Source organism: Janthinobacterium sp. 35 (assembly GCF_002754575.1).
Classification (GTDB): Bacteria; Pseudomonadota; Gammaproteobacteria; order Burkholderiales; family Burkholderiaceae_D; genus Janthinobacterium; species Janthinobacterium tructae.
In genome coordinates this window covers 1-24,908 of record NZ_PEFN01000001.1, presented here as the reverse complement: position 1 = coordinate 24,908, position 24,908 = coordinate 1, and the positions used below count along the sequence as shown (strand labels likewise).

At 58.7% G+C, this 24,908-nt stretch carries 35 protein-coding genes and 1 pseudogene; 11 read left to right on the top strand and 25 right to left on the bottom strand.

Going from position 1 to position 24,908, the window contains the following annotated elements; genetic code table 11:
• Positions 1 to 14: 14 nt before the first annotated feature.
• The 3 genes from rnhB to CLU93_RS00140 are packed head-to-tail and all read left to right on the top strand — an operon-like array spanning position 15 to position 2,643.
• Positions 15 to 653, top strand: coding sequence for a ribonuclease HII (gene rnhB, locus CLU93_RS00150; protein WP_096235118.1), 639 nt, complete (start codon positions 15 to 17; stop codon positions 651 to 653).
• The gene (locus tag CLU93_RS00145) at positions 650 to 1,435 is read left to right on the top strand and encodes a TrmH family RNA methyltransferase (protein ID WP_099759499.1); all 786 of its coding nucleotides are present in this window, start codon (positions 650 to 652) and stop codon (positions 1,433 to 1,435) included. Before rnhB ends, CLU93_RS00145 begins: the two co-directional genes overlap by 4 nt.
• An 11-nt stretch (positions 1,436 to 1,446) precedes the next feature.
• Positions 1,447 to 2,643 carry an aminotransferase class V-fold PLP-dependent enzyme gene (locus CLU93_RS00140; protein ID WP_099759498.1) on the top strand — a complete coding sequence of 399 codons (1,197 nt, stop codon included), beginning with the start codon at positions 1,447 to 1,449 and terminating at the stop codon, positions 2,641 to 2,643.
• Between the two features lie 36 nt (positions 2,644 to 2,679).
• On the opposite strand, the gene CLU93_RS00135 is transcribed toward CLU93_RS00140, so the two are convergent.
• The 3 genes from CLU93_RS00135 to ppsR all read right to left on the bottom strand — a co-directional run bounded on the left by CLU93_RS00135 (position 2,680) and on the right by ppsR (position 5,004).
• On the bottom strand, positions 2,680 to 3,231 hold the full coding sequence (locus CLU93_RS00135; RefSeq protein WP_099759497.1) for a hypothetical protein: 552 nt from the start codon (positions 3,229 to 3,231) through the stop codon (positions 2,680 to 2,682).
• Positions 3,232 to 3,291: 60 nt separating this feature from the next.
• Positions 3,292 to 3,702 carry a DUF4136 domain-containing protein gene (locus CLU93_RS00130; RefSeq protein ID WP_099759496.1) on the bottom strand — a complete coding sequence of 137 codons (411 nt, stop codon included), beginning with the start codon at positions 3,700 to 3,702 and terminating at the stop codon, positions 3,292 to 3,294.
• Between the two features lie 453 nt (positions 3,703 to 4,155).
• Positions 4,156 to 5,004: a posphoenolpyruvate synthetase regulatory kinase/phosphorylase PpsR gene (gene ppsR / locus CLU93_RS00125; RefSeq protein ID WP_096235121.1), complete on the bottom strand. Its 849-nt coding sequence runs from the start codon at positions 5,002 to 5,004 to the stop codon at positions 4,156 to 4,158.
• 151 nt (positions 5,005 to 5,155) lie between these two features.
• Between ppsR and ppsA the strand changes: the two genes are divergently transcribed.
• The 5 genes from ppsA (at position 5,156) to CLU93_RS00100 (ending at position 10,717) form a co-directional block, all read left to right on the top strand.
• Entirely contained in the window at positions 5,156 to 7,588 is a 2,433-nt protein-coding gene (gene ppsA / locus CLU93_RS00120) for a phosphoenolpyruvate synthase (RefSeq protein WP_099764156.1), read from the top strand.
• A 166-nt stretch (positions 7,589 to 7,754) separates the two neighbouring features.
• A complete protein-coding gene (locus CLU93_RS00115; protein ID WP_099759495.1) occupies positions 7,755 to 8,252 on the top strand; it encodes a Dps family protein in 498 nt (165 codons plus the stop codon).
• Between the two features lie 175 nt (positions 8,253 to 8,427).
• Positions 8,428 to 8,844: an NfeD family protein gene (locus tag CLU93_RS00110; protein WP_099759494.1), complete on the top strand. Its 417-nt coding sequence runs from the start codon at positions 8,428 to 8,430 to the stop codon at positions 8,842 to 8,844.
• Positions 8,845 to 8,859: 15 nt separating this feature from the next.
• Positions 8,860 to 9,804, top strand: coding sequence for an SPFH domain-containing protein (locus tag CLU93_RS00105; protein WP_099759493.1), 945 nt, complete (start codon positions 8,860 to 8,862; stop codon positions 9,802 to 9,804).
• A 604-nt stretch (positions 9,805 to 10,408) separates the two neighbouring features.
• Positions 10,409 to 10,717, top strand: coding sequence for an H-NS histone family protein (locus tag CLU93_RS00100; protein ID WP_071077739.1), 309 nt, complete (start codon positions 10,409 to 10,411; stop codon positions 10,715 to 10,717).
• Between the two features lie 318 nt (positions 10,718 to 11,035).
• Here CLU93_RS00100 and smpB read toward each other — a convergent pair whose 3' ends face one another.
• Positions 11,036 to 11,485 (bottom strand): SsrA-binding protein SmpB, encoded by a 450-nt coding sequence (smpB, locus tag CLU93_RS00095; RefSeq protein WP_034752217.1) that lies wholly within the window; start codon positions 11,483 to 11,485, stop codon positions 11,036 to 11,038.
• Between the two features lie 93 nt (positions 11,486 to 11,578).
• On the opposite strand from smpB, the gene CLU93_RS00090 reads away from it, so the two are divergent.
• Together CLU93_RS00090 and CLU93_RS00085 are read left to right on the top strand one after the other, a co-directional pair.
• Complete coding sequence (locus tag CLU93_RS00090) at positions 11,579 to 12,010, top strand: type II toxin-antitoxin system RatA family toxin (RefSeq protein WP_099759492.1); 432 nt, start codon at positions 11,579 to 11,581, stop codon at positions 12,008 to 12,010.
• Positions 12,003 to 12,299, top strand: a complete 297-nt coding sequence (locus CLU93_RS00085; RefSeq protein WP_099759491.1) for an RnfH family protein — start codon at positions 12,003 to 12,005, stop codon at positions 12,297 to 12,299. The genes CLU93_RS00090 and CLU93_RS00085 overlap by 8 nt, the downstream gene beginning before the upstream one ends.
• A gap of 188 nt (positions 12,300 to 12,487) precedes the next feature.
• Here the strand turns inward: CLU93_RS00085 and CLU93_RS00080 are convergent, their stop codons facing one another.
• The 8 genes from CLU93_RS00080 to CLU93_RS00055 are packed head-to-tail and all read right to left on the bottom strand — an operon-like array spanning position 12,488 to position 16,723.
• Complete coding sequence (locus CLU93_RS00080; protein WP_257224802.1) at positions 12,488 to 13,597, bottom strand: tyrosine-type recombinase/integrase; 1,110 nt, start codon at positions 13,595 to 13,597, stop codon at positions 12,488 to 12,490.
• A 5-nt stretch (positions 13,598 to 13,602) separates the two neighbouring features.
• Positions 13,603 to 13,938: a hypothetical protein gene (locus CLU93_RS28100; RefSeq protein WP_180287762.1), complete on the bottom strand. Its 336-nt coding sequence runs from the start codon at positions 13,936 to 13,938 to the stop codon at positions 13,603 to 13,605.
• Positions 13,935 to 14,933 carry a hypothetical protein gene (locus CLU93_RS00070; RefSeq protein WP_099759489.1) on the bottom strand — a complete coding sequence of 333 codons (999 nt, stop codon included), beginning with the start codon at positions 14,931 to 14,933 and terminating at the stop codon, positions 13,935 to 13,937. The genes CLU93_RS28100 and CLU93_RS00070 overlap by 4 nt, the downstream gene beginning before the upstream one ends.
• Entirely contained in the window at positions 14,930 to 15,172 is a 243-nt protein-coding gene (locus CLU93_RS00065) for a hypothetical protein (RefSeq protein ID WP_099759488.1), read from the bottom strand. Before CLU93_RS00065 ends, CLU93_RS00070 begins: the two co-directional genes overlap by 4 nt.
• Entirely contained in the window at positions 15,169 to 15,495 is a 327-nt protein-coding gene (locus CLU93_RS00060) for a hypothetical protein (RefSeq protein ID WP_218968317.1), read from the bottom strand. Before CLU93_RS00060 ends, CLU93_RS00065 begins: the two co-directional genes overlap by 4 nt.
• A 9-nt stretch (positions 15,496 to 15,504) precedes the next feature.
• A complete protein-coding gene (locus tag CLU93_RS28490; protein ID WP_257224801.1) occupies positions 15,505 to 15,627 on the bottom strand; it encodes a hypothetical protein in 123 nt (40 codons plus the stop codon).
• On the bottom strand, positions 15,624 to 16,058 hold the full coding sequence (locus CLU93_RS27755; protein ID WP_143451678.1) for a hypothetical protein: 435 nt from the start codon (positions 16,056 to 16,058) through the stop codon (positions 15,624 to 15,626). The genes CLU93_RS28490 and CLU93_RS27755 overlap by 4 nt, the downstream gene beginning before the upstream one ends.
• Positions 16,055 to 16,723, bottom strand: a complete 669-nt coding sequence (locus CLU93_RS00055; RefSeq protein WP_099759486.1) for a hypothetical protein — start codon at positions 16,721 to 16,723, stop codon at positions 16,055 to 16,057. The genes CLU93_RS27755 and CLU93_RS00055 overlap by 4 nt, the downstream gene beginning before the upstream one ends.
• A 14-nt stretch (positions 16,724 to 16,737) precedes the next feature.
• On the opposite strand from CLU93_RS00055, the gene CLU93_RS00050 reads away from it, so the two are divergent.
• Positions 16,738 to 17,358 (top strand): hypothetical protein, encoded by a 621-nt coding sequence (locus tag CLU93_RS00050; protein WP_143451677.1) that lies wholly within the window; start codon positions 16,738 to 16,740, stop codon positions 17,356 to 17,358.
• An 11-nt stretch (positions 17,359 to 17,369) separates the two neighbouring features.
• On the opposite strand, the gene CLU93_RS28485 is transcribed toward CLU93_RS00050, so the two are convergent.
• From CLU93_RS28485 to CLU93_RS28405, 13 genes and pseudogenes are all read right to left on the bottom strand, one after another.
• On the bottom strand, positions 17,370 to 17,678 hold the full coding sequence (locus CLU93_RS28485; RefSeq protein WP_257225146.1) for a DNA translocase FtsK: 309 nt from the start codon (positions 17,676 to 17,678) through the stop codon (positions 17,370 to 17,372).
• Positions 17,679 to 17,918: 240 nt separating this feature from the next.
• Positions 17,919 to 18,839 (bottom strand): annotated as a pseudogene (locus CLU93_RS28410) (recombination-associated protein RdgC); the annotation flags it as partial.
• Between the two features lie 13 nt (positions 18,840 to 18,852).
• Positions 18,853 to 19,557: a hypothetical protein gene (locus tag CLU93_RS00040; protein WP_099759484.1), complete on the bottom strand. Its 705-nt coding sequence runs from the start codon at positions 19,555 to 19,557 to the stop codon at positions 18,853 to 18,855.
• Positions 19,558 to 19,584: 27 nt separating this feature from the next.
• Positions 19,585 to 20,034 (bottom strand): DUF1367 family protein, encoded by a 450-nt coding sequence (locus CLU93_RS00035; RefSeq protein WP_257225113.1) that lies wholly within the window; start codon positions 20,032 to 20,034, stop codon positions 19,585 to 19,587.
• Between the two features lie 40 nt (positions 20,035 to 20,074).
• On the bottom strand, positions 20,075 to 20,653 hold the full coding sequence (locus tag CLU93_RS00030; protein WP_218968316.1) for a hypothetical protein: 579 nt from the start codon (positions 20,651 to 20,653) through the stop codon (positions 20,075 to 20,077).
• 112 nt (positions 20,654 to 20,765) lie between these two features.
• Positions 20,766 to 21,011 (bottom strand): hypothetical protein, encoded by a 246-nt coding sequence (locus CLU93_RS00025; protein WP_099759482.1) that lies wholly within the window; start codon positions 21,009 to 21,011, stop codon positions 20,766 to 20,768.
• A complete protein-coding gene (locus tag CLU93_RS28480; RefSeq protein ID WP_257224800.1) occupies positions 21,008 to 21,142 on the bottom strand; it encodes a hypothetical protein in 135 nt (44 codons plus the stop codon). Before CLU93_RS28480 ends, CLU93_RS00025 begins: the two co-directional genes overlap by 4 nt.
• Positions 21,139 to 21,468 (bottom strand): hypothetical protein, encoded by a 330-nt coding sequence (locus CLU93_RS00020; protein WP_099759481.1) that lies wholly within the window; start codon positions 21,466 to 21,468, stop codon positions 21,139 to 21,141. Before CLU93_RS00020 ends, CLU93_RS28480 begins: the two co-directional genes overlap by 4 nt.
• 1,610 nt (positions 21,469 to 23,078) lie before the next feature.
• Complete coding sequence (locus tag CLU93_RS27750) at positions 23,079 to 23,522, bottom strand: hypothetical protein (protein ID WP_143451676.1); 444 nt, start codon at positions 23,520 to 23,522, stop codon at positions 23,079 to 23,081.
• Positions 23,523 to 23,663: 141 nt separating this feature from the next.
• Complete coding sequence (locus CLU93_RS28090; protein ID WP_180287760.1) at positions 23,664 to 23,816, bottom strand: hypothetical protein; 153 nt, start codon at positions 23,814 to 23,816, stop codon at positions 23,664 to 23,666.
• Between the two features lie 154 nt (positions 23,817 to 23,970).
• Positions 23,971 to 24,357 carry a hypothetical protein gene (locus CLU93_RS00010; protein WP_143451675.1) on the bottom strand — a complete coding sequence of 129 codons (387 nt, stop codon included), beginning with the start codon at positions 24,355 to 24,357 and terminating at the stop codon, positions 23,971 to 23,973.
• Between the two features lie 18 nt (positions 24,358 to 24,375).
• Positions 24,376 to 24,744 carry a S24 family peptidase gene (locus tag CLU93_RS00005; protein ID WP_099759478.1) on the bottom strand — a complete coding sequence of 123 codons (369 nt, stop codon included), beginning with the start codon at positions 24,742 to 24,744 and terminating at the stop codon, positions 24,376 to 24,378.
• Positions 24,711 to 24,908: hypothetical protein (locus tag CLU93_RS28405; RefSeq protein WP_218968315.1), on the bottom strand; the 198-nt coding region annotated here is incomplete at its 5' end. The genes CLU93_RS00005 and CLU93_RS28405, both read right to left, overlap by 34 nt.

The window sequence follows — 24,908 nt, the reverse complement described above, 5'->3', positions numbered from 1 at the left end:
ACCAAAGATTTAACGTGAAAAATATCTATCCCGGCCTGTTTGACGACTTGCCATTCTCGCTCGATGAAATCATCTGCGGCGTCGACGAGGCAGGGCGCGGCCCGCTGGCCGGCCCCGTGTTCGCCGCCGCCGTGATCCTCGACCCGAACCAGCCGATCGACGGCTTGCGCGACTCGAAAAAGCTCACTGAGGCCAAACGCGACCTGCTGGCGCCGCAGATCAAGGCCAAGGCTCTGGCCTGGGCCATCGCCGAAGCGTCCGAAGAGGAAATCGACCGCCTGAACATTTTGCAGGCGTCGATGCTGGCCATGCGCCGCGCCGTCGAGGCCTTGAGTACCGTGCCGACCCTGGCCCTGATCGACGGCAACCGCTGCCCCGTGATGCCGATACGCGGCATGGCCATCATCGGTGGCGACGACAAGGTCGATTCGATTTCCGCCGCCTCGATCCTGGCCAAGACGGCGCGCGACGCGGCCCTGGTGCACCTGCACGCGGCCTATCCCGAGTACTGCTTCGACCAGCACAAGGGCTATGGCACCAAGCTGCACCTGGAGCGCTTGCACCTGCACGGCGCTTCGCCCGTACACCGCCGCTCGTTCGCGCCCGTGCGCAACGTGATCGCCCTGTTTGGCGCGCAGGAGGTGGTGGCATGAAGACGATTACCTCGCGCGACAATGCGCAATACAAGGAGCTGCTGAAACTGGCGGGCAGTTCGCAGGCGCGCCGCAAGTCCGGCCGCACCTTGCTCGACGGCGTGCACCTGTGCCAGTCGTATTTGCAGCTGCGCGGCATGCCGGAGCAGTGCATCGTCAGCGAAAGCGCCTTGCGCAATCCGGAAGTGATGGAGATCGTCGGCCAGCTGGAAAGCCAGCGTGCGCACGTACTGGGCTTGCCCGATGCGCTGTATCACGCGGTGAGCCAGGTCGAACACGGCGTAGGCGTGATGTTCCTCATCGAGACGCCGGAACGGGCCGTCACGCAGCCCCTGAGCATGTCGGCCGTGCTGCTCGATAACCTGCAAGACCCGGGCAATGTCGGCTCCATCCTGCGCAGCGCGGCCGCCGCCGGCATCACGCAGGTGTACTGCAGCGCGGGCACGGCCTTCTGCTGGTCGCCGAAGGTGCTGCGTGCGGCGATGGGCGCGCACTTCGTGCTCGACATCTTTGAAAATGTCGATCTGGCGGCGCTGGTCGCTGGCGCGAAGGTGGCGACGCTCGCCACCAGCGGCTACGCCACCCAGCGATTGTACGACGTCGACTTGCGCCAGCCCGTCGCCTGGCTGTTCGGCCATGAAGGGCAGGGTGTGGCCGACGACCTGCTGTCGATGGCGACGCACCAGGTGGTCATTCCCCACCTGGGCCAGATCGAATCGCTGAACGTGGCCGCCTGCGCCGCCGTCTGCTTCTTCGAACAGCTGCGCCAGGGCCAGGCCTGAACAGGGTCGCCATGTCTTTCCCTGTGCTCGCCGACGGTGCCACACGTGACGAGGCCTGGTGGCGCCAGGTCGCCGCGTTGTATCCCGCGCCGCCGGACGCCATCGTCAATCTCGAACATGGCTATTTCGGCGCCATGGCCGCGCCCGTGCAAGCCGCCTTCGAGCAGGCCGTGCGCTACACGAATGAACAGCTGAGTCCATTCGTGCGCGGCGAGTTCACGCGCACGCATGTGGATATTCTGCGCCGGCGCCTGGCCGCGCTGATCCACGCCGAACCGCACGAGATTCTGCTGACGCGCAGCGGCACCGAGTCCATGCAGGTGCTGATCACGCAATACCACGGCCTGGCGCCCGGCGATACCGTGTTGTGGAGTAATCTCGATTATCCGGCCACGCGCACGGCCATGCGCTGGCTGGCGCAGCGCCATGGCGTCACCAGCACGCAAGTCACATTGAGCTTGCCCATCAGCGATGACGAGATCATCGCCCGCTATGCGCAAGCCATGCGCCAGGCCGTCAGGCCGAAACTGCTGCTGCTGTCGCAGGTGACGCCTGCGAATGGCCAGCAGTTGCCGCTGCGCGCCTTGATTGCGCTGGCGCGCGAACACGGCATCGATGTCGTGCTCGATAGTGCCCATGCCCTGGGGCAGGTGGCGCTCGATGTGCGGGCGATGGATGTCGATTTTGCCGGTTTTAATTTACATAAATGGCTGGGTGCTCCACCGGGGCTGGGCTTTGTGTATATCCGCACCGCGCAGCTGCACAAGATCGAGCCGCATTTCGGCGACGACGATTATCCATTGGACGATATCCGCTGTCGTTTGCACATGGGCATGCCGCCGATCGGCGCCATCCTGGCCGCGCCCGCCGCGCTCGACTTTCATGAACGCCTGGGCGGCACGCCAGCCAAGACGGCACGCCTGGCCTGGCTGAGGAACTACTGGGTCAGCCGCGCCGCGCAACTGCCTGGCGTACGCCTGCTGTCGCCGCTCGATGCGCTGCGCGGCACGGCGCTGGTGGCGTTTGCCGTCGATGGCATGGACCCACGCGCGCTGCAACAGGCCTTGCTGCAGCGCTTTGGCGTCTTTACCGTGCAGCGCAATATCGGCGACATGGACGTCGTGCGCGCCACGGTGGCCGTCACCACCACCACCGCTGAACTGGACCGGCTGGTGGCGGCGCTGGAGGTGCTGGGCAGCGAGGCATAGCGGCAGGTCCGCCAGGAAAGCCGGCTGCGCGGTGACTTACAGTTTCAGCTCAGCGATTTTGCGCAGGCCCTGTTCGACATTGTTACGTGCCGCACCTTCCGTCGCCAGGCGCAGGCGTGTGGTTCCTGCGAAGGCGTCGGTGGCGCCGGCCGTGTGTTCCGACTTGATGGCTTCCTGCCATACCTTGCTGCTGTCGCTGGCGCGTATCAGTGTCCAGCCCATTTCCAGGCCCACAGTAAAGGAAAAGCCGAAATTGGGCTGGACGACGTTGACGATGTTGACGGTCAGCAGGTAGTCGCCGCCCTTGCCGGGCACCACGCGCGAAAAGGTCTTGGTCTGGTTGATCGCTTCGGTGACCGCTTTCGCCAGTTCCGCGTTGTCGATCTGCGACTTACCCATGCTGTCGGTGTCGCTGCCGCCGAGCGCCGCCACTGACACCGATTGTGGATGTTGCTGGCTTACTTTCAGCGTCACCGGCACCATTGCCTGATAGGTGACGGGTGATGCGCAACCGCCCAGTGCCAGCAAAGTGGCAACGACAGGGATGGCGAGCAGGCGCGCTGCAGGGAATGGCAGAATTTTTTTCATGATATGGGGCGTGGATGAGTGAACACGGCGCGGTTTGCCACAGGCAGCAAACCGCAGGATTTACTGCGGCGGGGCGGAAAAAATATTGTTCAGCACTTCATCGACCATTTCGTCGGGCGACTTGCGCGACATCGAGGTATGGAAGGAATTGCCAGTGGCAAGCGGGAAGCCGGTTTTCGGGTCGCGCAAGTTGATGCTCAGTTCCACCATGTACATGGTGATATCCCACACCCACTTGTCGGCGTACGTGACGGCGACATCGGCGTTGTATGGACCCACCAATACAGGACCGTTGGTCACGACATAGCCGCGCTTTTCCAGATGAGCCTTGATGATTTTGTCGATATGGCGCCCGTCTTGCGGCAACTTCACCACGTAGACGCTTTTGATGCTGTTCAGATCGGTTCCCGGACTGAGCGAGCTGGTGGCTTTATTGACAGCGCAGCCGGTCAGTGACAGGGCTGCCAGCATAGTGCAGCTTGAAGCAAAAACGGAAAGGGCATTACGTGTAAACATACTATGATGGCCTAGGTGGTAACGCGATCGAGCAAAAATAAGTCCGCGCGCTGGAGAACTCGTATTTGCTTTTAAGAAATAAAATAATAATGCATTTTTGATAAATAGGAAAGTGTAAAGATGGAGTTTTCAGTCCGCTGCGACCTGGCCTGCGACCGGCCACGCCGGATCACCGCAGTTTGGTCAGGGACATCGAAGGGAGTTTTTGATCGCTGGCCAGTCGGGGATGACTGCAGCAGAGAGTAGGGTCGTGGAAAGTGCGAAAGATATTTTAAGAGCAAGCCACTGGCAAGACCTCGGCCAGCGGCAGTGCCACTTCAACAGGCGATAGCTTGGGCCACCTCAGGTTTTATTGCAGACACCTTGCTTTCGACGTGATGCCTGCGTTACGCGGCGGACCTTCCTGCGTCAATACTCGCGGCGGTTCGGCTTGATCTCTTGCAGGATCGTGGTGGAAATTTCTTCGATCGATTTGGTGGTCGAGGAGAGCCAGCGGATACCTTCGCGTTTCATCATTTTTTCCGCCTCGTTGACCTCGTAACGGCAATTTTCGATGGCCGCATACTTGCTTCCAGCGCGTCTTTCGTTGCGTATTTCCGACAAACGTTCGGGCGTAATGCTTAATCCGAAAATTTTATTCTTAAATTCCAGCAGGGCGGAAGGCAGCTTGTCGCGCTCGAAATCGTCGGGAATCAGCGGATAATTGGCTGCCTTGATACCGTATTGCATGGCCAGGTACAGGCTGGTCGGGGTCTTGCCAGAGCGCGAAACACCCACCAGAATGACATCGGCCGAGGACAGGTTCTTGTGCGACTGGCCATCGTCGTGCGCCAGCGAATAGTTGATCGCCTCGATGCGATTTTTGTATTCTTCGCTGTCGACGATATTGTGCGAGCGCCCGATGGTGTGGGTCGACATCACGCCCAGTTCCTGCTCCAGCGGGGCGACAAAGGTCTGGATCAGGTCCATGTGCATGCCGCTGGACTTGCGGATCACGGCCGACAGGTCGTTCTTCACCAGGGTGGAGAAAATGATCGGGCGCTGGCCATCGCTGACGAAGGCTTCGTTGATCTTGCGCGCCGCCTCGTAGGCCTTGTCCATGGTATCGATGAAGGGCAGGCGGATCTGGCGGAAACGCAGATCGAACTGCGTCAGCACCGAGTGGCCGAAGGTCTCGGCGGTGATGCCGGTGCCGTCGGAAACGAAGAAGACGGTGCGGGCTGCGGAGGGCAGGGGGGGGCGTGGATCTTGTGTCATGGGTTTTCGATCAAGATTGTGCGTCGTCAATTTGCGCCGCACAAGGTAAAATGGCTGCAACGGTATGATTGTGCTGCACGACGCCAAGAATAACAAGAAGACTGTCCGTGCACCGCGCGTAAAGATTTCTATCATCAGTAAGGGTGTCATTATGACCAACGCAGTATCGCAACAGCAGGAAGACAAGGACGCGGTGTATGTTGCCTCGTTCGAGCATTTGCGCATGACGGATGTCGAATCCGTCGGCGGCAAGAACGCCTCCCTGGGCGAAATGATCAGCCAGCTGGCGGAAGCCGGCGTGCGCGTGCCCGGTGGCTTTGCCACCACGGCGCAGGCATTCCGCGATTTCCTGTCGTACAGCGCCAACGGCGGCTTGCCGCTGGCCGAACGCATCGCCCAGCGCCTCGAAGGGCTGAACATCGATGACGTGCGCTCGCTGGCGCAAGCCGGCGCCGAGATCCGTCAATGGATCGTGGAAACGCCATTCCAGCCACGCCTGGCCGCTGAAATCGACCAGTTCTACGCCAAGCTGGTGGCCGATTCCGACACGGAAATGTCGTTTGCCGTGCGTTCCTCCGCCACCGCGGAAGATTTGCCGGACGCGTCGTTTGCTGGTCAGCAAGAAACCTTCCTGAACGTGGTCGGCATCGACAACGTGCTCGACGCCATGAAACAGGTATTCGCCTCGCTGTACAACGACCGTGCCATCTCGTATCGCGTACATAAAGGCTTTACGCACGCGGAAGTGGCCTTGTCGGCCGGCGTGCAGCGCATGGTGCGTTCCGACCTGGGCGCGGCCGGCGTGATGTTCACCATCGACACGGAATCGGGCTTCAAGGACGTGGTCTTCGTCACCTCCAGCTATGGCCTGGGCGAAACCGTGGTGCAGGGCGCCGTCAATCCCGACGAATTCTATGTGCACAAACCGATGCTGGAAAAAGGCAAGTCGCCTGTGATCCGCCGCAATATCGGCTCGAAACTGCTGAAAATGGAATTTACGAACGAAGCGAAAGCTGGCCGTTCCGTGAAAACCGTCGACGTGCCCGTCGAAATGCGCAACCGCTACTCGCTGAACGACAGCGAAGTGGTGGAGCTGGCAAAGTACGCCGTCATCATCGAGAACCACTACGGCCGTCCGATGGACATCGAGTGGGGCAAGGATGGCCGCGACGGCAAGCTGTACATCCTGCAAGCGCGTCCTGAAACCGTCAAGTCGCAGCAAAAGGCGACCGACGTGCAGGAACGCTTCAAGCTGAAAAGCACCGGCACCGTATTGACATCCGGCCGCGCCATCGGCCAGAAGATCGGCGCCGGCCCCGTGCGCGTGATTCACGACCCGGCCGACATGGAACGCGTGCAGCCAGGCGACGTGCTCGTTGCCGACATGACGGACCCGAACTGGGAACCGGTCATGAAGCGCGCAGCAGCCATCGTCACCAACCGTGGCGGCCGTACTTGCCATGCAGCAATTATTGCGCGTGAACTGGGCGTGCCTGCCGTCGTCGGCTGCGGCAACGCCACCGACGTGCTGAAAGACGGCACCTTCGTCACCGTGGTGTGCTCCGAAGGCGACGAGGGCAAGATCTACGATGGCTTGCTGGAAACGGAAGTGTCGGAAGTGTCGCGTGGCGAATTGCCGAAGCTCGACACCAAGATCATGCTCAACGTGGGCAATCCGCAACTGGCGTTCGACTTCCAGTCCGTGCCGAATGCCGGCGTGGGCCTGGCGCGCCTGGAATTCATCATCAATAACAATATTGGTGTGCACCCGCGCGCGATCCTGGAATACCCGAACATCGATGCCGACCTGAAAAAGGCCGTCGAATCGGTGGCGCGTGGCCACGCTTCGCCAAAAGCGTTCTATATCGACAAGCTGGCCGAAGGCATCGCCACCATCGCCGCCGCGTTCTGGCCGAAAAAAGTCATCGTGCGCCTGTCCGACTTCAAGTCGAACGAGTACAAGAAGCTGATCGGCGGTTCGCGCTACGAGCCGGACGAGGAAAACCCGATGCTGGGCTTCCGCGGCGCGGCGCGCTACCTGTCGGCCGACTTCTCCGAAGCGTTCAACATGGAATGCGAAGCGATGAAGCGCGTGCGCAATGACATGGGCCTGACGAACGTGGAAATCATGGTGCCATTCGTGCGCACCCTGGGCCAGGCCGAGAAAGTCATCGACCTGCTGGCGAAAAATGGCTTGAAGCGCGGCGAAAACGATCTGCGCGTCATCATGATGTGCGAAGTGCCATCGAACGCCATCCTGGCCGACCAGTTCCTCGACCATTTCGACGGCTTCTCGATCGGTTCGAACGACCTGACCCAGCTGACCCTGGGCCTGGACCGCGATTCCGGCATGGAATTGCTGGCCGCCGACTTCGACGAACGCGATCCAGCCGTCAAAGCACTGCTGTCGCTGGCCATCAAGGCTTGCCTGGCGCGCGGCAAGTACATCGGCATCTGCGGCCAGGGTCCTTCGGATCACCCTGACTTCGCCGTCTGGCTGATGGAGCAGGGCATCGAATCGATGTCCCTGAATCCGGACTCGGTGATCGACACCTGGCAAAAGCTCGCTGCGCTGAAAGCGTAAGCGTCTTCCCCGCCGTCTGAAAACCCGCTGCCGCTCACCTGGCAGCGGGTTTTTTTACGTCTGGCTCATTCACATCAAGCCCATGGCGGCCGGCGCACGCGCCTGAATGATGAGGTGGCGCAAGATCAGCTAAAATGATTCCACCAACACATTGACGGGAGTTCATATGGCAAGCAAGAAACCGAGCAAAGCAGCAAAGATCGACATCGGTATTTCCGAGGCGGACCGCGCGAAGATCGCGGAAGGCCTGTCCGGCCTGCTGGCCGACAGCTATACCCTGTACCTGATGACGCACAATTTCCACTGGAACGTCAAAGGGCCGATGTTCAATACGCTGCACCTGATGTTCATGACGCAATACACGGAGCAGTGGGGCGCGCTGGACCTGATCGCCGAGCGCATCCGCGCCCTCGGCTATCCGGCGCCGGGCACCTACAAGGAATTCGTCAAGCTGGCCTCGATCAAGGAAATCGACGGCGTGCCGCCGGCGCTGGACATGGTCAGCTACCTGGTGGCGGCGCAGGAAGCGACCGCGCGCACGGCGCGCCGCTTGTTCCCGCTGCTGGAAAAAGCCAATGACCAGCCGACGGCCGACCTGATCACGCAGCGCCTCGATGTGCATGAAAAGACGGCGTGGATGCTGCGCAGCCTGCTCGAGGAATAAAGGCCGGGCCGGCGGCTAATTCGCCCCCGGCTATTGACGCCATCAGGAATTGCGTTAGACTGTTTGTATATAGGTGTTTGGCAAGAAGAATATCAGGCAATACTGCGCATTAAACCCCGTCGCTTATATAGGCCGCGGGGTTTTTTATTTTTGGAATCGCAAGAGTGGAGGCATCATGGCTGAATGGGGTGGCTGGTTTGTAGCGGCTGGCGCGGTATTGATCCTGGAACTGTTTACGGGCACGTTTTATTTGCTGATGATCGCCATCGGTATCGCTGCCGGAGGACTGGTGGCGCTGGCGGGCGGCAATGGCAGCTGGCAGGCCGCGACAGCGGCCATCGTCGGCGTGGCGGCCACGCTGTTATTGCGGCGCAGCCGTTTTGGCAGGGCGGGGCGGCGCGATGCGGCACAGGATCCGAATGTGAACCTGGATATCGGCCAAAGCGTGGCGGTCGCGCATTGGGTTGATGGCGCGGCGCGCGTCATGTATCGCGGCGCCTTGTGGGATGTGGAACTGATTGCTGGCAGCGATACGCAGGCCGGTCATTACACCATACGTGCCGTGCGTGGCAGTCGTTTGATTGTTGGATAACCTGGAGAGTAGATTATGGAAGTAAGCATCGGAAGCATGTCGCTGATCTTGTTATTGCTGGCATTGGTATTTGTCTTCAAGACGGTCAATGTGGTGCCGCAGCAGCATGCCTGGGTGGTGGAGCGCCTGGGCAAGTTCCACGCGGTATTGGGTCCTGGCCTGAATATCGTTGTGCCTTTCGTCGACCGCATCGCTTACAAGCACGTGCTCAAGGAAATTCCGCTCGACGTGCCGCCGCAGGTATGCATCACGCGTGACAATACGCAATTACAGGTCGATGGTATTCTGTATTTTCAGATTACCGACGCCATGCGTGCTTCGTATGGCTCGTCGAACTATATTGCCGCCATTACGCAGTTGGCGCAAACGACCTTGCGTTCGGTGATCGGTAAAATGGAACTCGACAAGACATTTGAAGAGCGCGACCATATTAATACGGCCATCGTGAATGCGATCGATGAATCGGCGGCGAATTGGGGTGTCAAGGTATTGCGTTATGAAATCAAGGATTTGACGCCGCCCAAGGAGATTTTGCATGCGATGCAGGCGCAGATTACGGCCGAGCGCGAAAAGCGCGCACTGATTGCCGCTTCGGAAGGACGCAAGCAAGAGCAGATCAATATTGCCAGCGGTGAGCGCGAAGCGAACATTGCCCGCTCGGAAGGCGAAAAGCAGGCATCGATCAATCGCGCCGAAGGCCAGGCTACGGCCATCGTCGCGCTGGCGCAAGCCAGTGCCGAGGCGCTGCGCCAGGTGGGCGCCGCCATCCGCGAGCCGGGCGGTGAAGATGCCGTCAATCTGAAAGTGGCCGAACAGTATGTGGGCGCGTTCGCGCAATTGGCGAAAACGAATAACTCGATTATCGTGCCGGCCAATCTGGGCGATATAAGCGGGTTGATCGCCACGGCGATGCAGGTGGTGAAAACGCAGAAGCCGAAAGGCAACGTGACTATACCTTGATTACCTTGCTGGCTGGGTGAATAGCAAGCTTGTAGCAATGTTTTGTCAGTACTGCCCGCTGTATAGCGGGCAGTTTGCATTTGCGGGCCTGGAATAGGTGGCGGCAGCAGGGCTGGAGTATCGGTGGCTGAATGCATGGCGTTGAAAATATTTTCTTCATGCTATGCTATGCGCACTTTCAGCATTATGTGCAGTCGTGCGGCGCTTATTTCCTTGATTGACGTAACATCTGCCGCGCAGGATCGCGGGTAGCGTTTGCAGGCGATGTGCGATTGGCGATAGTATCGAACCCATGTATATTTTGAATTGCCATTTATAGTTGCTATAAATGGCAATGAAACAGAAAGTGCTGCAAAATAAATACAGCCGATGGCGCCGGATTGAATCGTAGCCGCACAAAGCAGGGGATCGCGCAGGTAGTCCGTGGCCGATGTGTGCTGCCGTGATTGAAGGCTTGCATCGTTTGACAGCCCGGAAAACGGGTTTTTTTGGTAAAAGAATTGTAAAAAATAATCAAATCTTCAGAAAAATCACCTCAGTCGCGTTACAATTGGATAGAATTTAACTGTTCAGTTATATTTTTCAACTCATACAAGGAAATACCATGGATCTGTCGAACTTATCCCTGTCCGAACTGCGCACCTTGCAGGACGACATCAAGAAGCAAATGAAGAAACGCGAACAGGATGATCTGTCCAAAGCACGCGAGCAAATCCTGGCGATTGCCCAGAGCGTCGGCGTTTCCGTAAAAGATCTGGTGGGTACAGGGATTCGCGCTAAAACGGGTACGGTCGCTGTGCGCTATCGCAATCCGGATGATGCGACGCAGCAATGGACTGGCCGTGGCCGTCAACCGAAATGGGTCAAAGAGTGGACCGATTCGGGTAAGTCGCGCGATCTGCTGAAGGTGTAATCCTGAAGGTTTAAAAACCGTTCATTCGGATGCTTGTCCTGTGAAGTGGTACAGGTGTAGTACAAGGCAGCATGCAAGCATCCGGAACTTTGTTGATTCGTTTTCGTTGGCCAACTCGGCCAAGCTGATTTACCTCGGCTTATCCCCATGGTATTTTTATTAATGCCAGTCTTTTTTCCCGCCTTATCTCATTCCCTCCCTGTTTTAATCCTGCTGCGCCGGGCTTTTTTTCCGTTTGCCGCAGATAGTGGCAAAATAAAACCCGGCATATAGCCGGGCTTGAGGGTGTCGGCGCAGCACGCTGCGCGCAGTGCCGGATCAGCGGCGGTGCGACTTCATTGCCGCCTGCACTTCGCGCGCGCCATCGCGGTCGCGCTCGGCTGCCCGCTTGTCGTGCTGCTTCTTGCCCTTGGCCAGGCCGATTTCGCATTTCACGCGGCCGCCCTTGTAGTGCAGGTTGAGCGGCACCAGCGTGTAGCCGGAGCGTTCCACCTTGCCGATCAGTTTATCCATTTCCGTGCGGTGCAGCAGCAGCTTGCGCGTGCGTACGGCTTCCGGATGGATATGGGTGGAGGCGGTCGGCAGGGCGCTGATATGCGCGCCGAACAGGAAGAGTTCATCGCCGCGGACGACGACGTAGGCTTCCTTGATTTGTACGCGGGCGTCGCGGATGGCTTTGACTTCCCAGCCTTCCAGCACGATGCCCGCTTCGTAGCGATCCTCGATAAAGTAGTCGTGGAAGGCTTTTCTGTTGTCTGCTATGGTCATGAGATGGTAAATGTGCGCGGGTCGGTTAAACTACTGTCTCGCGCAAGCGCGATCAAATCAAATGTATCCAACATCATAGCAAATGGTTCTTCAATGGCAGTAGTACATAAATCAGTTTTTCTCGGTTATAGCGCCGAACAAATGTTCGCGCTGGTGGCGGCGGTGGAGGATTATCCCAAATTCCTGCCCTGGTGCGGTGCGGTCGAGGTTCGCGAACGGGGCGAGAACACGGTTGTCGCCAGCGTGGGCATACATTACCACGGCGTGCGCCAAAGCTTCACCACGTCCAACGAGAACGTGCCGCCGACCTGCATCAAGATGAAGCTCGTGGACGGTCCTTTCAAGACCCTCGATGGCGTGTGGACCTTCAAGGCCCTGCGTGACGATGCCTGCAAAATCGAACTGGACCTGCACTACGAGTTTTCCAGCCGCGTATTGGAACAGATCATCGGCCCCGTCTTCGGCATGATCGCCAACAGCATGGTCGACTCCTTCTGCAAGCGCGCGGAGACGGTGTATGGCTGAAGCGGGCATCACGGTGCAGGTTTGTCACGCGCTGCCGGACAACACCTTTCTGCGCTCCTTGCGCGTGCCTGCAGGCACCACCATCGAGCAGGCGGTGGCGCAGAGCGGCTTGCTGCAGGCTATCCCTGGCATCGACCTGGCCATCAATATGGTGGGCATACATGGCAAGAGAAAGCCGCTCGATACGGTCTTGCGCGAGCATGACCGGGTGGAAGTGTACCGCCCCTTGCAGGCCGACCCGAAAGAGGCGCGCCGACGGCGTGCCAGTGGCAAGTCAGCGAAGGATTGAGCGGGCAGGGCGGCGGCATGCCCGCCGTCCGGCGAGCGCTATTTTTTGTCATTTTCAAATATCTTTTCTATGCTGCAAGGACGGAGGGTACTTTTTTCTGTATAACTTGCTTTTAGCCACCACAAGCAAGCATACATGCGGGTTCCAGTCCTTTTGCCGTTTGCATGGGCGAAACGTGGGCGAAAATACTAAGCTGCCCCTGCCTTTAGCCCATCAGTCATTTTGCAATACTGATCAGGCAACACGCCACCTTCCTGCTCAACCCAGCGGCCATACGTTCGGGTGATCATGGTCGTATCGGTATGCCCCATTTGCTTTGCCACGTACATTGCGTTGGCGCCCGTCGATAGTAGCGTCGACGCGAATGTGTGCCTCGTTTGATACGGATTTCGGTAGCGAACCTGGGCCTTCTTGATCATTGCCGCCCAGAAGAGGCTCAGGCGCTGCGTGTTGTCCCAGCCCTGACCGGTAGCCGGATCAAGGAACACAAGGCCACTAGCAAGGAAGCTATGTTGTTTCTGTGCAACCAGCGCCTCCACAGCGCCGCGCCGCAGGTCGACCAGGCGGCGGCCAGCGCGCGTCTTTAGTTCCTCGCGCGATTCACCCATCACGCGCGAACGCTCCACCTTCGCCTTGAATCCGGCCCAGTCGACCGATTCCCAGCGTAACGCGATGTATTCACTCGGGCGCATGCCTGTGTAGAAGGCAAACTGAAAGACATTGCGGGCCTGGCCTTGGGCAGCATCGAGGATGGCCGCAATCTCCTGAGCGGAAAAAGGATCCACTTCGTATTCAGCCTTGTAGGCGTCGCGGTCCAGCGTTTTTTGCAATTTCACCCGATCCAGCGGGTTGCTATCGATCAGGTCGTCATTTATCGCAAGCTCCAGCGCGCCGCGCAGCGGAATGAGAATTTGTCGGACCGAGGTGGCTTTCAGCGACAGATCGACAATCCAGCTACGCAGCGCGGCCGGCGTAAGGTCTGTGAGCAGGGTGTCGCCCCATTGCCCCAACAGAATTTTGTTGAGCACGCGCTTATAGCTTTTCAGCGTGCTGGGCGCAAGGATGCGCTCATAGATCTCGAATTGCTTTTCAAGCAGGTCGCCAACGGTTACATCCTTGCCCCGAGGTTGCAAGCCGAACTTCTTCAGCTGCGTCGATTCGGGAAAATACTTGGCATAGCTGAAATTGCCCAGCGCAATCGCGTTCAGGATCTCGCCGCGCAGGCGCTCGGCGTATTTGATGTTTGCCTTGCTGTGCGCGAGCTTCAACGTTTCCCGGCATTCAGTTCCCCGGTACATAAATTTTATGCGGATCGATTCGCTTTGGACGCCCGACCGGAGTTCGACGCCTGGCGGACTGGACTTGCTTGTTCCCATTTTGCTACCCATTCTTCTACTGCCGGCAGGTTGATCCACAGCCGACCATCCACAATTTTGCATTGATTGCCATCGAGCCACTTGCCAGCCTTGCGGCGGGCCTGGACGGAATCGACGGAATCACCTGATATTTCGACGTAGCGCTCCAGCTTCACCCAAGCCAGAGGCTGACGCTCTGCCTCTGCCTTGGCGGCCGCCGCGCGCGCATTTCGCTCTATGGTTTCGACCAGCTTGGCCACCATGTCGTGCTCGCTCATGTTCATGGCGCGCTCCCGGCCGGCAAGTCGCCGGCATGCCCGCTACCACCGCAAGCGGGGCAGTCCAGTTCGCCGCTGCCTGGTTCGGCGCCGCTGTTCAAGAAGACCAGGCCGCCCGGCGTTGCCGCAATGGTCTGGCCGGCGGCGCGCGCTGCCGCGATGGCTTGCTGCGCCTCGGGCGAGAGCGGGGCGCGGCGACGCACGAGCCGGGCTTCCAGCTGCGCAATGCGAGCATCGCGCTCCCGCACCTGGTTCTTGAATGCCGGCGCCTCGCAATCGCGCGCGCATGGCGCCGGGTGCCTCCCGTCGGCTTGAAGTACCTGGCGGTCGGCCTGCTTGTTGGTGCGGGCGGCAAGAAGGCGGTCGTATGCGCGCTCCAGCTCGATATCGAGCTCGGCCTGCAGCTCCTTCACGCGGGCTTCGGCTTGCTCCACCTTGCTGGCCCACAGTTCGCCCAATGTCTGGCTTTCGGTCAGGGCCGCTGCCCGCCATTCGTTGACCTGCTTCAAATCGGCTTCGGCTTTCTCGGCGCGCTGCTGCCATGCATGGACGCAAGTGCATTGGCCACGCCACTCGCCGTCCAGCCCATGCACGTCGCCAGTTCCGCCGCAGGCGCTGCACAAGGCGCACATTTCGGCGCACGCGCCCACAACCGTCGCGTCTTTACCCACGATGTGCACCGATGGGGGGGCAGGCGCCGCGGCGATCATCGCTCGATATGCCGGCGCCATCGTAGCCAGCATGCCAGCCAACGCATCGACGGTCGTGCCCGGCGCCATGTTCATCTGCATCAAGACGATTGGCGCCGCCTGGCGAGCCAGGTCGATATCGGCAAGCGTTGCGGTTGGCCAGGATGCGATTGCGGCGCCAGCGATGATCTCAGGCGTCGGTTCAACCGGCACCAGCTTCCAGCCGTCCTGCACGGCCAGGCGCTGCGCCGTTACGGCGACCGAAAGGGGGCCGCCTTGCTCCAGCGCGTCAATACTAGCGTTGTTGTTCATTCTGCATGCTCCAAAAAGGTTATCTCGCTTGGTTGGCGCGGTGTCGCGTCGCCCATCAGGTAAATCACGGAAGACACGCCGCCGCCCAGCACTTGGGTGCTCATGCCGCGCAAGTGGGGCTGCTTACCCTCGAACAGCACGGTCTGGCAGGTGTGGATCGCGCGCAGCACGGCCCGGTCCAGCTTGTAGGCGGCCTCGGCCGGAGTTTCCGGCGCGGGCGCTGGGGTGCGGCTGCTCATTGCGCCGCCGACGCGCGGCGCGCGAACCATGCCACAGGACCATCGTTCTCTTCGTCGTACAGCGCGAGCAGGAACCAGCCTGGGGCCGGCGCCGTGGGCTGCCAGTCGACCAATGCGCTCGGATCGCCATCACCTTCCAGGTAGCGTTCTGCCAAGTCGGGCGCGTCGCCGTCCATCCAGACGCGTTGGACCTCCAGCCCCTGGGCGTCTATCCATTCCTTGAATTTGGCGGCATCGCCTTCGTCAAAGGGTGGCAGATCAGGATGCCTATACCAGCCTTGAGCATCGCGTATGACTGGTGCTGCTTCAATTATCTTTTTCATATCCACCTTTCAGGTTGTCGCGGCCAGGACGCCCGCCAGGGTCGCCGCCACGTAAATCAGGATCAGGGCCGCCGCCACTCGCGCGGCGCCGGGGCTACGCTCGCTGTTCGGCACTTCGTCGTTGTCGGTCATGGCACCACCTTTGCTGCTCGCCCACCACGCCACCGCCAGCCTGGCGCAATCTGGTTGTGCCGCCACATCCTCATGCGCTGGCTAGTGGTCATGCGCGGCCATGGCTTGCCACCGCACTCCCATTCCGGCCCTTCCCAGTAATCCGCTGGCAAACGGGCGTGATCGTAATGGCGCTCCCAGCCTGTGCGGGAATCATGCCCATCCCACTCGCCATCGAAGTCTTGCCAAGAAACCTCTGGAATCGCGCTGATGCGTTGCCACAAGCCGTATTCGGCGGGGCGATGACGACGCAGCCACTTGCCGCGCTTCCACGAAAACGCCTCATCGACGACGCCCGGTTCGCGCGACGGCGTGTATTTCGTCGTGTCGCCATGGCTGCGCAGCAGCTGGACCGCGCGCTTTGCCTGCTTCTTGTAGATGCGCGGGTTCATGGCGTCACCCGCTTGAACTCGATCACCCACACCCACGGGTTGGCTGCCCAGCTGCCGGCGCCGTTGATGGATTCCCACAGGTGGCTGAAGTGCTCGCTCGGTGTCGCGTGGTAGTTGTAACTCGGAATGACGCCATGGCCACCAGGCGTGCCTTCGGCGCGTGCGTCGGCGTCGCTGCAGTCATTCAGGCGCTCGACGCGCACGGACACGATCTCCAGCAGGATGCGGCTGGCGCGCCGGGGCATGTGGATGGATGGATGCCACGCCGAACGCGGGTCGCCATCACCATCGTCATCGCCGGACCATTGAAAGGCACCGTCAGCCGCATAGATTACATGGCCAGAGTAGTAGCCTTGGCCGAATGGCATTTCGCTGATTGCCGTCGCAGGGCGATCAGGCGCCCAATCAATCAGATTGCAGGCCTCATCCCAGGCGTGGCTGATGACGCCCCACGTCTCGCGCACCCAGTTGCGATCGCCTGGCTGGCCATAGGGGCAATGCGCGACCATGCCGCCCGCGTAGGTGGCTGCGCCATCAATAACCGATTGCGGCGCAGGCGCCGCCAATCCGACTTTCTTGACGATGCGCCGCGTCTGCGTCTTGCTGCCATCGAGCACGGCGCGTACCATGGCGCCGTTCATGAGGATGGGATGCTCTTTGCTCATGATAGAATTTCCCTATGAAAATACTTCACTTTGCCGGCGGAGGTTTCGCTAGCGCCTGTTCCGGTTATTTCCTTGGTTACTTTGGTGCATCGCTTTATTGCTCCCCGCCGGTAACCACCGCTGACTGCGCAGCCTGGGTCGGCGCAATTGGCTCGGTAGGAGCGTTGTTCGGCGCAATATGGATCGCAAGCGGGCAGGCCCGGCGCACGGCCGCGAAGGAGCACGAACTTGCACTTCTTGCCGCTGGAAGTTTGATTCTCCGATTGAAAGCACTCGAATACACTCTCGAAGAATGCATGGACGTGGTGAGCGATCCTCGTATGAAGGAACGCCAAGCGGACTACGGGACCGTGGCAGGTAAAATCCGCGACTGCGAATTTTGGACGGTGGCGGAGGTGCAGCCGCTTGCGATCTTTCCAGGCGAAGTTGCTGTTCGAATGGAAATCGAGCGGACGAGACTCAAGCAAGTTATATCCCATATGCAAGCGGTGTCGAATATGCATTACCTCCAGCTCATGGTCGAAGGTGACGCGCTGAGAGAGTTTGTGAAGGAGCCAGCGCAGAAAGCCGCCACCGGCATTTCCCGCGTCGTCCTCCAACTTGAGCGGGCGCTTCGCACTGTTCCAGATATTTGATCTAGGTGAGTTCACGCTTGCACTCCTGCCAAGGCCGCCACCGTGTAGATGCCTTGGGTGTCCTTGATCACGCCTGCGAACTCCATCGTCTCGATCAGCCGAGCCGCGCGGTTATAGCCAATGCCCAAATACCGCTGCACCAAGGATATCGATGCGCGCTGCCGGCTGCGCACTACCTCGACGGCCTGGGCGTACAGCGGATCGCTCGTGCTGCCGTCGCCGGGTAGCACGGTGCCTGCCGCTTCGCCATTCAGCTGCAGCGCCGGGCGCTGCTGGCGGACAGGGGCATCGCCCGCTGCCGGCCGTAGGCTTGGTTCCATGATCTCAATGGCGGCTACCAGCAGCAGGTCGACGGATCGCGAGCCGCCTGGCAGCTCCTTGGCCAGCGTCAACGCCGATTTAATCGCGCCCTCGGCGGTTTCCGCCATGTGTTCGCGCACGCGTGCAACGGCCGGCTGCACGGTGCTGTCATACAGCTCGTTGAGCACATCGCGGTAACGGGCGCGAAGCTTGTACAGATCGGCAGTCAAGTTCACGGCGCGTTCGATCTTCTGCTGGCCGGCAACAGCCTGGCCCGCTGCTTGCGCCTCCATGTCGGCCTCGCCGCCCAGCGCCTCGACCAGGTCGGTCAGCATCTTGGCCAGCTCGCCCGTCATCAGCGCAAAATCGCTGTCGAAGCGCTCGTCGTCGTTGCGCGTGGCGCTTTCTTTGATAATTTCCAGCGGCTTGACCGACTTGATGGCCAGGCTCTCGTCCAGCACGAAGCTGATCTTGTCGCTCCAGGTCATGGCCAGGCGCGTGCACTGCTTGCCGGCGGCGATGTGGCGGCGGATATCGTCTGCTTCCAGCGTATGGCGCTTGTACGCCACCTGGGCCTTGCTTTCGCCCGTGGCGCGCATGATCGCGTCCTGGTCGACCGTGAAGCCGGCCGGGGATTCGTCCGCCTGCAGCCATTCCGTCATCGCGCCCACCGGCGAGCGCTGCACGCGCAGGCTTTCCAGCGGCAACTTGTCGACGGATTTCAGCAGCAACTTGATCACCTCGTCCGCCTTGCTCGGGCTGGCCGCGTCCACCACCAGCCATCCATTCACCGGATCGATCCACACGGCCGTGGTGCTGAGGATGGCGAAGGCACGCGGGAGCAGCTCGTCGGTGACGCGCTCTTTCAATTCCTTCATAGCTTTCTTGCCGGGCGCGAAGCCTTGGGCTTCTTCCATTTCCAGCGCGCGGGCGGCGGCCACCTGATTGACCACGGTCGACGGCAGCAGCTTCTTCTCGGTTTTCAGCTGCAGCAGGAACTGGCCGCCTACGGCGTGCACGAGCGGCTGATCGGCGCCGCGTGGCGCGGCCCAGCCCTGGCGCACCAGGTCCATGCTGGTAGCGGGCGTGAACTGCTGCGGCGCCAGCGCCTGCTCGAGCACTGCGGCCGTCATGGCCCAAGCGGCGGGCAAGCGGTAAATCTGCAAATTCTTGAAAAACATGGCGGCTGCTCGCTTAATCGTTGTATGGAAATGTGGTGTCGAAGTCGTCGGCATCCGCGTTTGCGTCGATGATCAGGCGGGTCTTTGCCGTGTACATCTGGAACAGGCGCTTTTCGAAATTGAAAAGCGGTCCGACGAAAATCTTGTTCTTGATGTCGGTGCCACCGAGGCTGAGCGCCCACACCTCACCGTCTCCCCGGATGCGCAGGTGGATGGCGCAGGACGAGTGCCGCCTTTGGTTTGGGTCTTCATCGATTGAAACATCCAGGTAGTCATCACAGTTTTCGCTGCGGTTGATGTTCAGTGTGAATTTCTCGCCGCGCAGCTCATGCGCGTTCCACGCGTCTTTCTTGCTTTCGATGAACTCATCCAGCAGCGCTTGCAGCGTGATGGAGTCCGGCACCGGCTCCAGCAGTTCGGCAATATCCTTGTCCAGTTTCTCGGTGAATTCCGTGGACATGACCGCACCGACGCGCTTCTTGATGATGTCGCCGACCAATTGGCGATAAGATGGCAGGTCGATTTTGTCCAGGTCGACTTCGATCAGGGTGCCAATCTTGGCCTTGAGCGCCTTTCCGAAGTCGCTGTAGTCGCGCAGGTGCTCGTTGATGCTGGCGGTGACGGCCGCGCCGATCTGCTTCTGAATGGCTTCTTCGATGGCGCCGGATGCGACTATCTTGTCAAATGCTGTGGCGACTGCCTCTTTCAATTGGTCCATGATCTTCCTCGTTGCTGCCGCCGGCTTTTATGTGAATGCCAGCAGCTGGTTAATTACGTTGTCCAGGTCCTGCCTGGTGTATTTGGTCAAAATCCGGGACAAGATCACGTCGATGGTCGCGCTGTAGAGCGCCTCGAACTGGATCTCGTCCATTTGCGCAAACGAAATGCTTTTCGCCTCCAGGCGCACCTCGCCCTTGAGGTTCACCGTCGATTCGAAGAAGCCGGCCAGGATCGCCACGTCTTTCCGGAACCGCTCCTTGTTCTTCGCTACTGGCTGGCCCTGGTAGGTCAGGCCGCCGCGCGGTTCCCACTGATCAAAGGCGAAAGACACCAGGGCGAAGTATTTTTTGTGGAACTGGTAGTTCCGCACCTTCTTGAAGTCGGCGTGCATCAGCGCGCCGGCCTTCATCTTCTGGATGAAATCGGCCGCCGCCTCGTCGTGCGGCACGAGGATATTGGCCATTTTCATGAGCACGATTTCTGTCAAGGCGGTGCTCCCGCGTGGCGCCGGGCCATCACACTGCTGGCGCCAGGTCGGCCACGTCGATCACGATGCCGCGGCAGTACGGCTCGCCGTCCTCCACGATTTCGAAGGTGGCGTGCGGCACGTCGGTGCGGTAGGTCCAGCTGTAGCCGTCTTCCTTGGCCCACAGGGCATCCACGGCGCGCACCTGCGGCGCCCGGGTGAAATAATCCTTGAGTGCATCGTCGTCGTGCTGGATATCCTCGCGGAACGGCAGCAAACCCTTGGCGTCAAGCAGTGCGATGGTCGGCGCGCCGCGCTCGTCGTCCACGAAGCCACGGAACTCCATCAAGTCGTCGCTAGCGCCGAAAATCACGATCAGGCCGGCGGCCTTGGCCTGCAGTTCTTCTTCCTTCGCTATTTCCTTACCGTATTCGCGGCCCGTCAGCAGGCCGGCCAGCAGTTCCTTGCTCAGCTTGAAAGGCGCAGCCTCGGCCAGGCGCATCATGCTGTCCATGCCTGCACTGCCGAGGATCGGGGCGGCGGTGCTGGTTGCCGCAACTGGCAGCTCGCCCTGGTCGAATTGCGATACTTGCATTGCGGTTTGGCTTTCTTGCGTAACTGCGTTCATGACTTTCTCCTTGTAAGTTTTATAATTTCAGCCTTCAACAGCGCCAGGCGGACGGCGTAGACGATGGCGTGGCCGGCATGCCAGTTGCGCAAGGCCTGGCTGGCTACGTCGATCACGGCTTGGCTGACGACGTCCACTGCGCCTCCCGGTGGGCACGGCCCAGCTGCTTCACGCGCGCTGCGGATGCGTCCAGGTCGATCAGTGCTTCGATCTGCGCGGTGATCAGTTCCTTGCGCATTTCCTCAAGCCCGGCCAGCTCGCGGCGCACGCCGGCTAGGCGCATCTTGTTCATGCAGTGCTGGTGCTGAGCCTGGTAGTGGCGGTGGGCGGCCAGCAGGCGGTTGAAGAGGGTGATCATGGCCGCACCAGAACGGTGATGCTCATCGGCTCGTCCTCTGGCAACGCGGCGAGGGCGGCGTCAGGGCTGCCGGTGCCGGTGTAGGTTTGCTGGCTGCCGGTAGCTGTACGGGTGGTTATGAAGTAGCTCATGGCTTCACCGCCAGTTCGCGCAATGCCGCTTGCATTGCGATAACGATGCTTGTGAGGTACTTCGTTTGCTTACGCGTCTTTGGCAGCGACCATTCAAGGTTGCCAGCGATGTAATCCGGATCGCAGTCCACGAGGAATTGCGTCAGCGTGCGGTCAGACATCGCACCCCAGTAGCCGGTGAAGGCCATGGCCCAGGCGGCGTGGAAGCAGCAGACCGTCAGCAGGCCTTTGCCCGGCTCCAGGTCTTCGATCAATACACGGATCGGGTCCAGGCCGGGCGCGCCTGTGATCAGGAGCTGCTGAACGGTGGAGGATGTGATCTGCATGACGATCAGCCGCGCGCTGGGATGGCGATTGTCGGGATCACTTCGCCGTGGGCGATGAGGACCGCTTCGAGTGCTGCAAGCTCTGCTGGGGACATGTCGTACTCCTGTGTTTGCTTTTGATGGAGTGAACTATAGCAATTTGCTTTTAGTATAGCAAGAGCAATTTGCTTTTATTTTGTCGAATTCATGTAAAATGTTTTCGTCGCCAGAAATTTCAGGCGACCGGAAGCCCGGGTCAAATCTCGCCGGGTTGCGCAAGTCCTGATAGATGGAGTTGGCAGCGCCTCGCAGTACCCCAGGGGAAACCAGCGAAACGAGCAAGGCGTGTAGGGTGGCAAGAAGGAGTTGACTGGCCGCAGGGGGGGGGATAGAGGGCGGAGCGCCAATCGGCGGGGGCAGGAAACGGCCCAACGTCTGCCCTATGTGAAACGCGTCCCTGGATACTTAGGAGGCATGTAGCAATTCACGGTAGTCAAGTTCTTGCTTGATTACTGGGAGGTGCTGTTCTCGGTCCCGAAGCCTAGGACATAGAGAAAAGCGCAGTGCTCTTGACCTTGAAGCGCAAGATCAAAAGCTGGCATCAAGTGCAAGATAAGGTACTTTTTAGTGCCTATAGAGGGGAAATAGGAGTGGGAAATAATTCGACTCCGTCGCAAGGAAAGCCCGGTTGGACCGGATGCGGGAAGGGTGTTGGGGTGGGTGGGACGCTGATGATCACATCCCTCGACCGAAAAAAAAAGGCGGGATTAAATTTCTTTATCGTCCAAATAAACGGACGCAGTACCTGTATTTGAATTTGGAATAACTACCCGAACTAGTGCGCCGGACGATGTAAGTACTTCGATAATCACGTTCTGAATTGGTGGGGAAACGTCGTCGCCGTATATGGCTTGACGATCTCGCTGCAAGGATCGCCACTCCCGCGATGCGGCCTTGGCCGCCGTCAACGGTTGGAATTTTCAAACAAAATATTGCTCATAAGGATTCCTCAAAATGGAAAACGAAAAAACACCCAGCCGAAATAGCGCTTGCTTTGCTGCGCGATTATCCCGAGCATTGTGACGCACTCGGGATACCTTCAGTCCAATTCCGCCAATATGCCCGCCCAATCATCGACGCATACTTTTGCGTCGCTGGGCGAGAAGCTCTGCCGGAAGCCCGTTACTATAGTCGATGCTACGCCGGAGAAATTGCGCGAATGGGAGGCCAGGGCGGCCAAGCATGAACGTGATGGGACGGGCGCTTATACTCCGCGCGTGCCGCGCAATTCGGCAGCTTAATTCACCAGCCGCACACCCGCTGGCGCGAGCGATGCTTAGCGATTTAGATTTTCTTCGATGAATGAGCGGAACCCTAAATAAACCAGCATGCGCTTGCTGCGACACAGGTCCTTACTAAGTTTATTGCTTGTCGATACTTTGCAGGTAGGGACAATGGTTACAGTTTCGATAGTGCCCCGCCCAGGAGTTTTTACAATCGAGATACCTATTTTTCCGTTTTCAGTGGGGTTGTATGTTTCGATAATCGTATCTGTTGCGACTTGGATTTTTTGATCGGAATTGCGGGCAGTATATATTTGTGCAAGGGAAAAAACTTTCGTACACATTGTTTTATCTGCGCATGTGACGACAGATTCGACTGCGGCCTTTTTCTTCTTCTTCTATATCAGCGAGGACTTTGGCCCGCTCCTCATTCTCGGCCTTCCTATCGGCAAGTCCTTTGGCCTCAAGTTTTGCGATGCGCTCGTCTTCAAATTTTTTGAACGCTGCCTGGCTAAATATTCCACCTTCCGGGATGCCGTAGATTACTCCATCCTTTAGTTGAAATCTGATTGAGCCATTGCGAGTTCCATTGTAGGTCTGCGCGTTTCCTCTGCGCCAATCGGCGAATTCCGATGTTTGATGACTGGGAGTCATGCTGAGAATTTGGGATGCCTGGGAAACAGTCATACCGTTTTTAACCAAATTCGCATTTTCTCGGGCTGTTCTAAATTCGGAAGCCGCACAACCTACCAAGAAAACAACCATAAATACTGTAGCGAGAAATTTTTTCATAATCCATTATTGTTCAGCATGTGCGTGCTGTTTCGCCGCAGCATTATATGATAAATTGGCAACTGGGAATCTAGCGAATTGTCACTTGTCAGCAGCTCGCGCACCAAGTGCTTGAGGTCGGCGATGCGATGAACATCATGTTTAATTTTGAATCGACGTAACCACGCCGTTTTCCAGATAAATATAATTGCCGCCGCCATACACCCATTGCTCATGTACGCCGTACGTGCCAGTGCTGCGATTGACGCTCTCCGGCCCGCCCCAGTTGGATGCGCGAACCTGCTTTGCGGTCATTCCAATACGGACTCCGCCACGAGCTTTCCATGCGGCATTGGCATTTGTCGCTTTGGTTTTAGACTTTTTCTCCGCAATGCGTAATTCATCTGGTGATATTGGCAGGATGTATTCAACAAAATTATGCCTGGGCTTCCCAATCTCATATAGGTCATCAAAAAGAGCGTATTTTTTCGGGTCGTTTATGGAATAGTATGCCCTCTTCTAAATATGCAATTTTTCCATCGGGGAAAGTTATCTTGACGTAATTTCGATATCTATGAGTTGCAAAGCCAATAACTGAAAAGCTGGTCGCCTCCGTCACCACGAATTTTTCACTGCCGATAGAGCCGTCTTCCTCTGCGCCAATAAATTCCTTCCGGCTAATTGCAGAAGCATTCGGCGCGATCCAAAACTTCGCACCTGCCATTTTTTCACGCGCCGCCAGCAGAGTTGCTTGTTTAAGCTCTGCTGCTGAGGCGGCATTCTGTGTCAATGATGCGTATTGCGCATAGGCTGGGACGCTTACGAGGGCGACTAGCGCCAAGATTAAATTTTTCATAATCATTCTAGTCGTGAATTAAAGCCGGTCTTTGAAATTGCGCGCCTCAAACCGCACTATGCGCCCAACAATAATGCAATCACCGCCACGGCAAAGCCTTCTCGCGTATCGTGGGTCGCCATTTTCGGACGTCATGTACCATTCGCGCCCCTCATATTTGAGGCGCTTAATGACGGGCTCGCCATTGAAATTGATGGCGTAGACGCCCCCACTTACCTTTTTATTATCTGCGATATTTACCACGGCGATATCGCCTTGGTAAAGCAGGGGCTGCATGCTATCGCCTCGCACTTTGATGGCAATAAGACAGTGTGGGACGTAATCATTTTCCTCGACCCATTGCAATGGTACATCTAAGGTGCCGCCATCTTCAAAATTTTGCTCCACTTCAAATCCATGATCCCGGCCTGCAAGTGCATTGTGACCAGTTTGATGGGAATCGTTGCATGGATGGCTTCGCCTACGGTGACGCGGCGGGCGCCGGGCAACAGAGGGTGGGCAGGGGAGGTAGACACGGGATCGCCGTGATCTTGAGGAATATCCTCAATCTG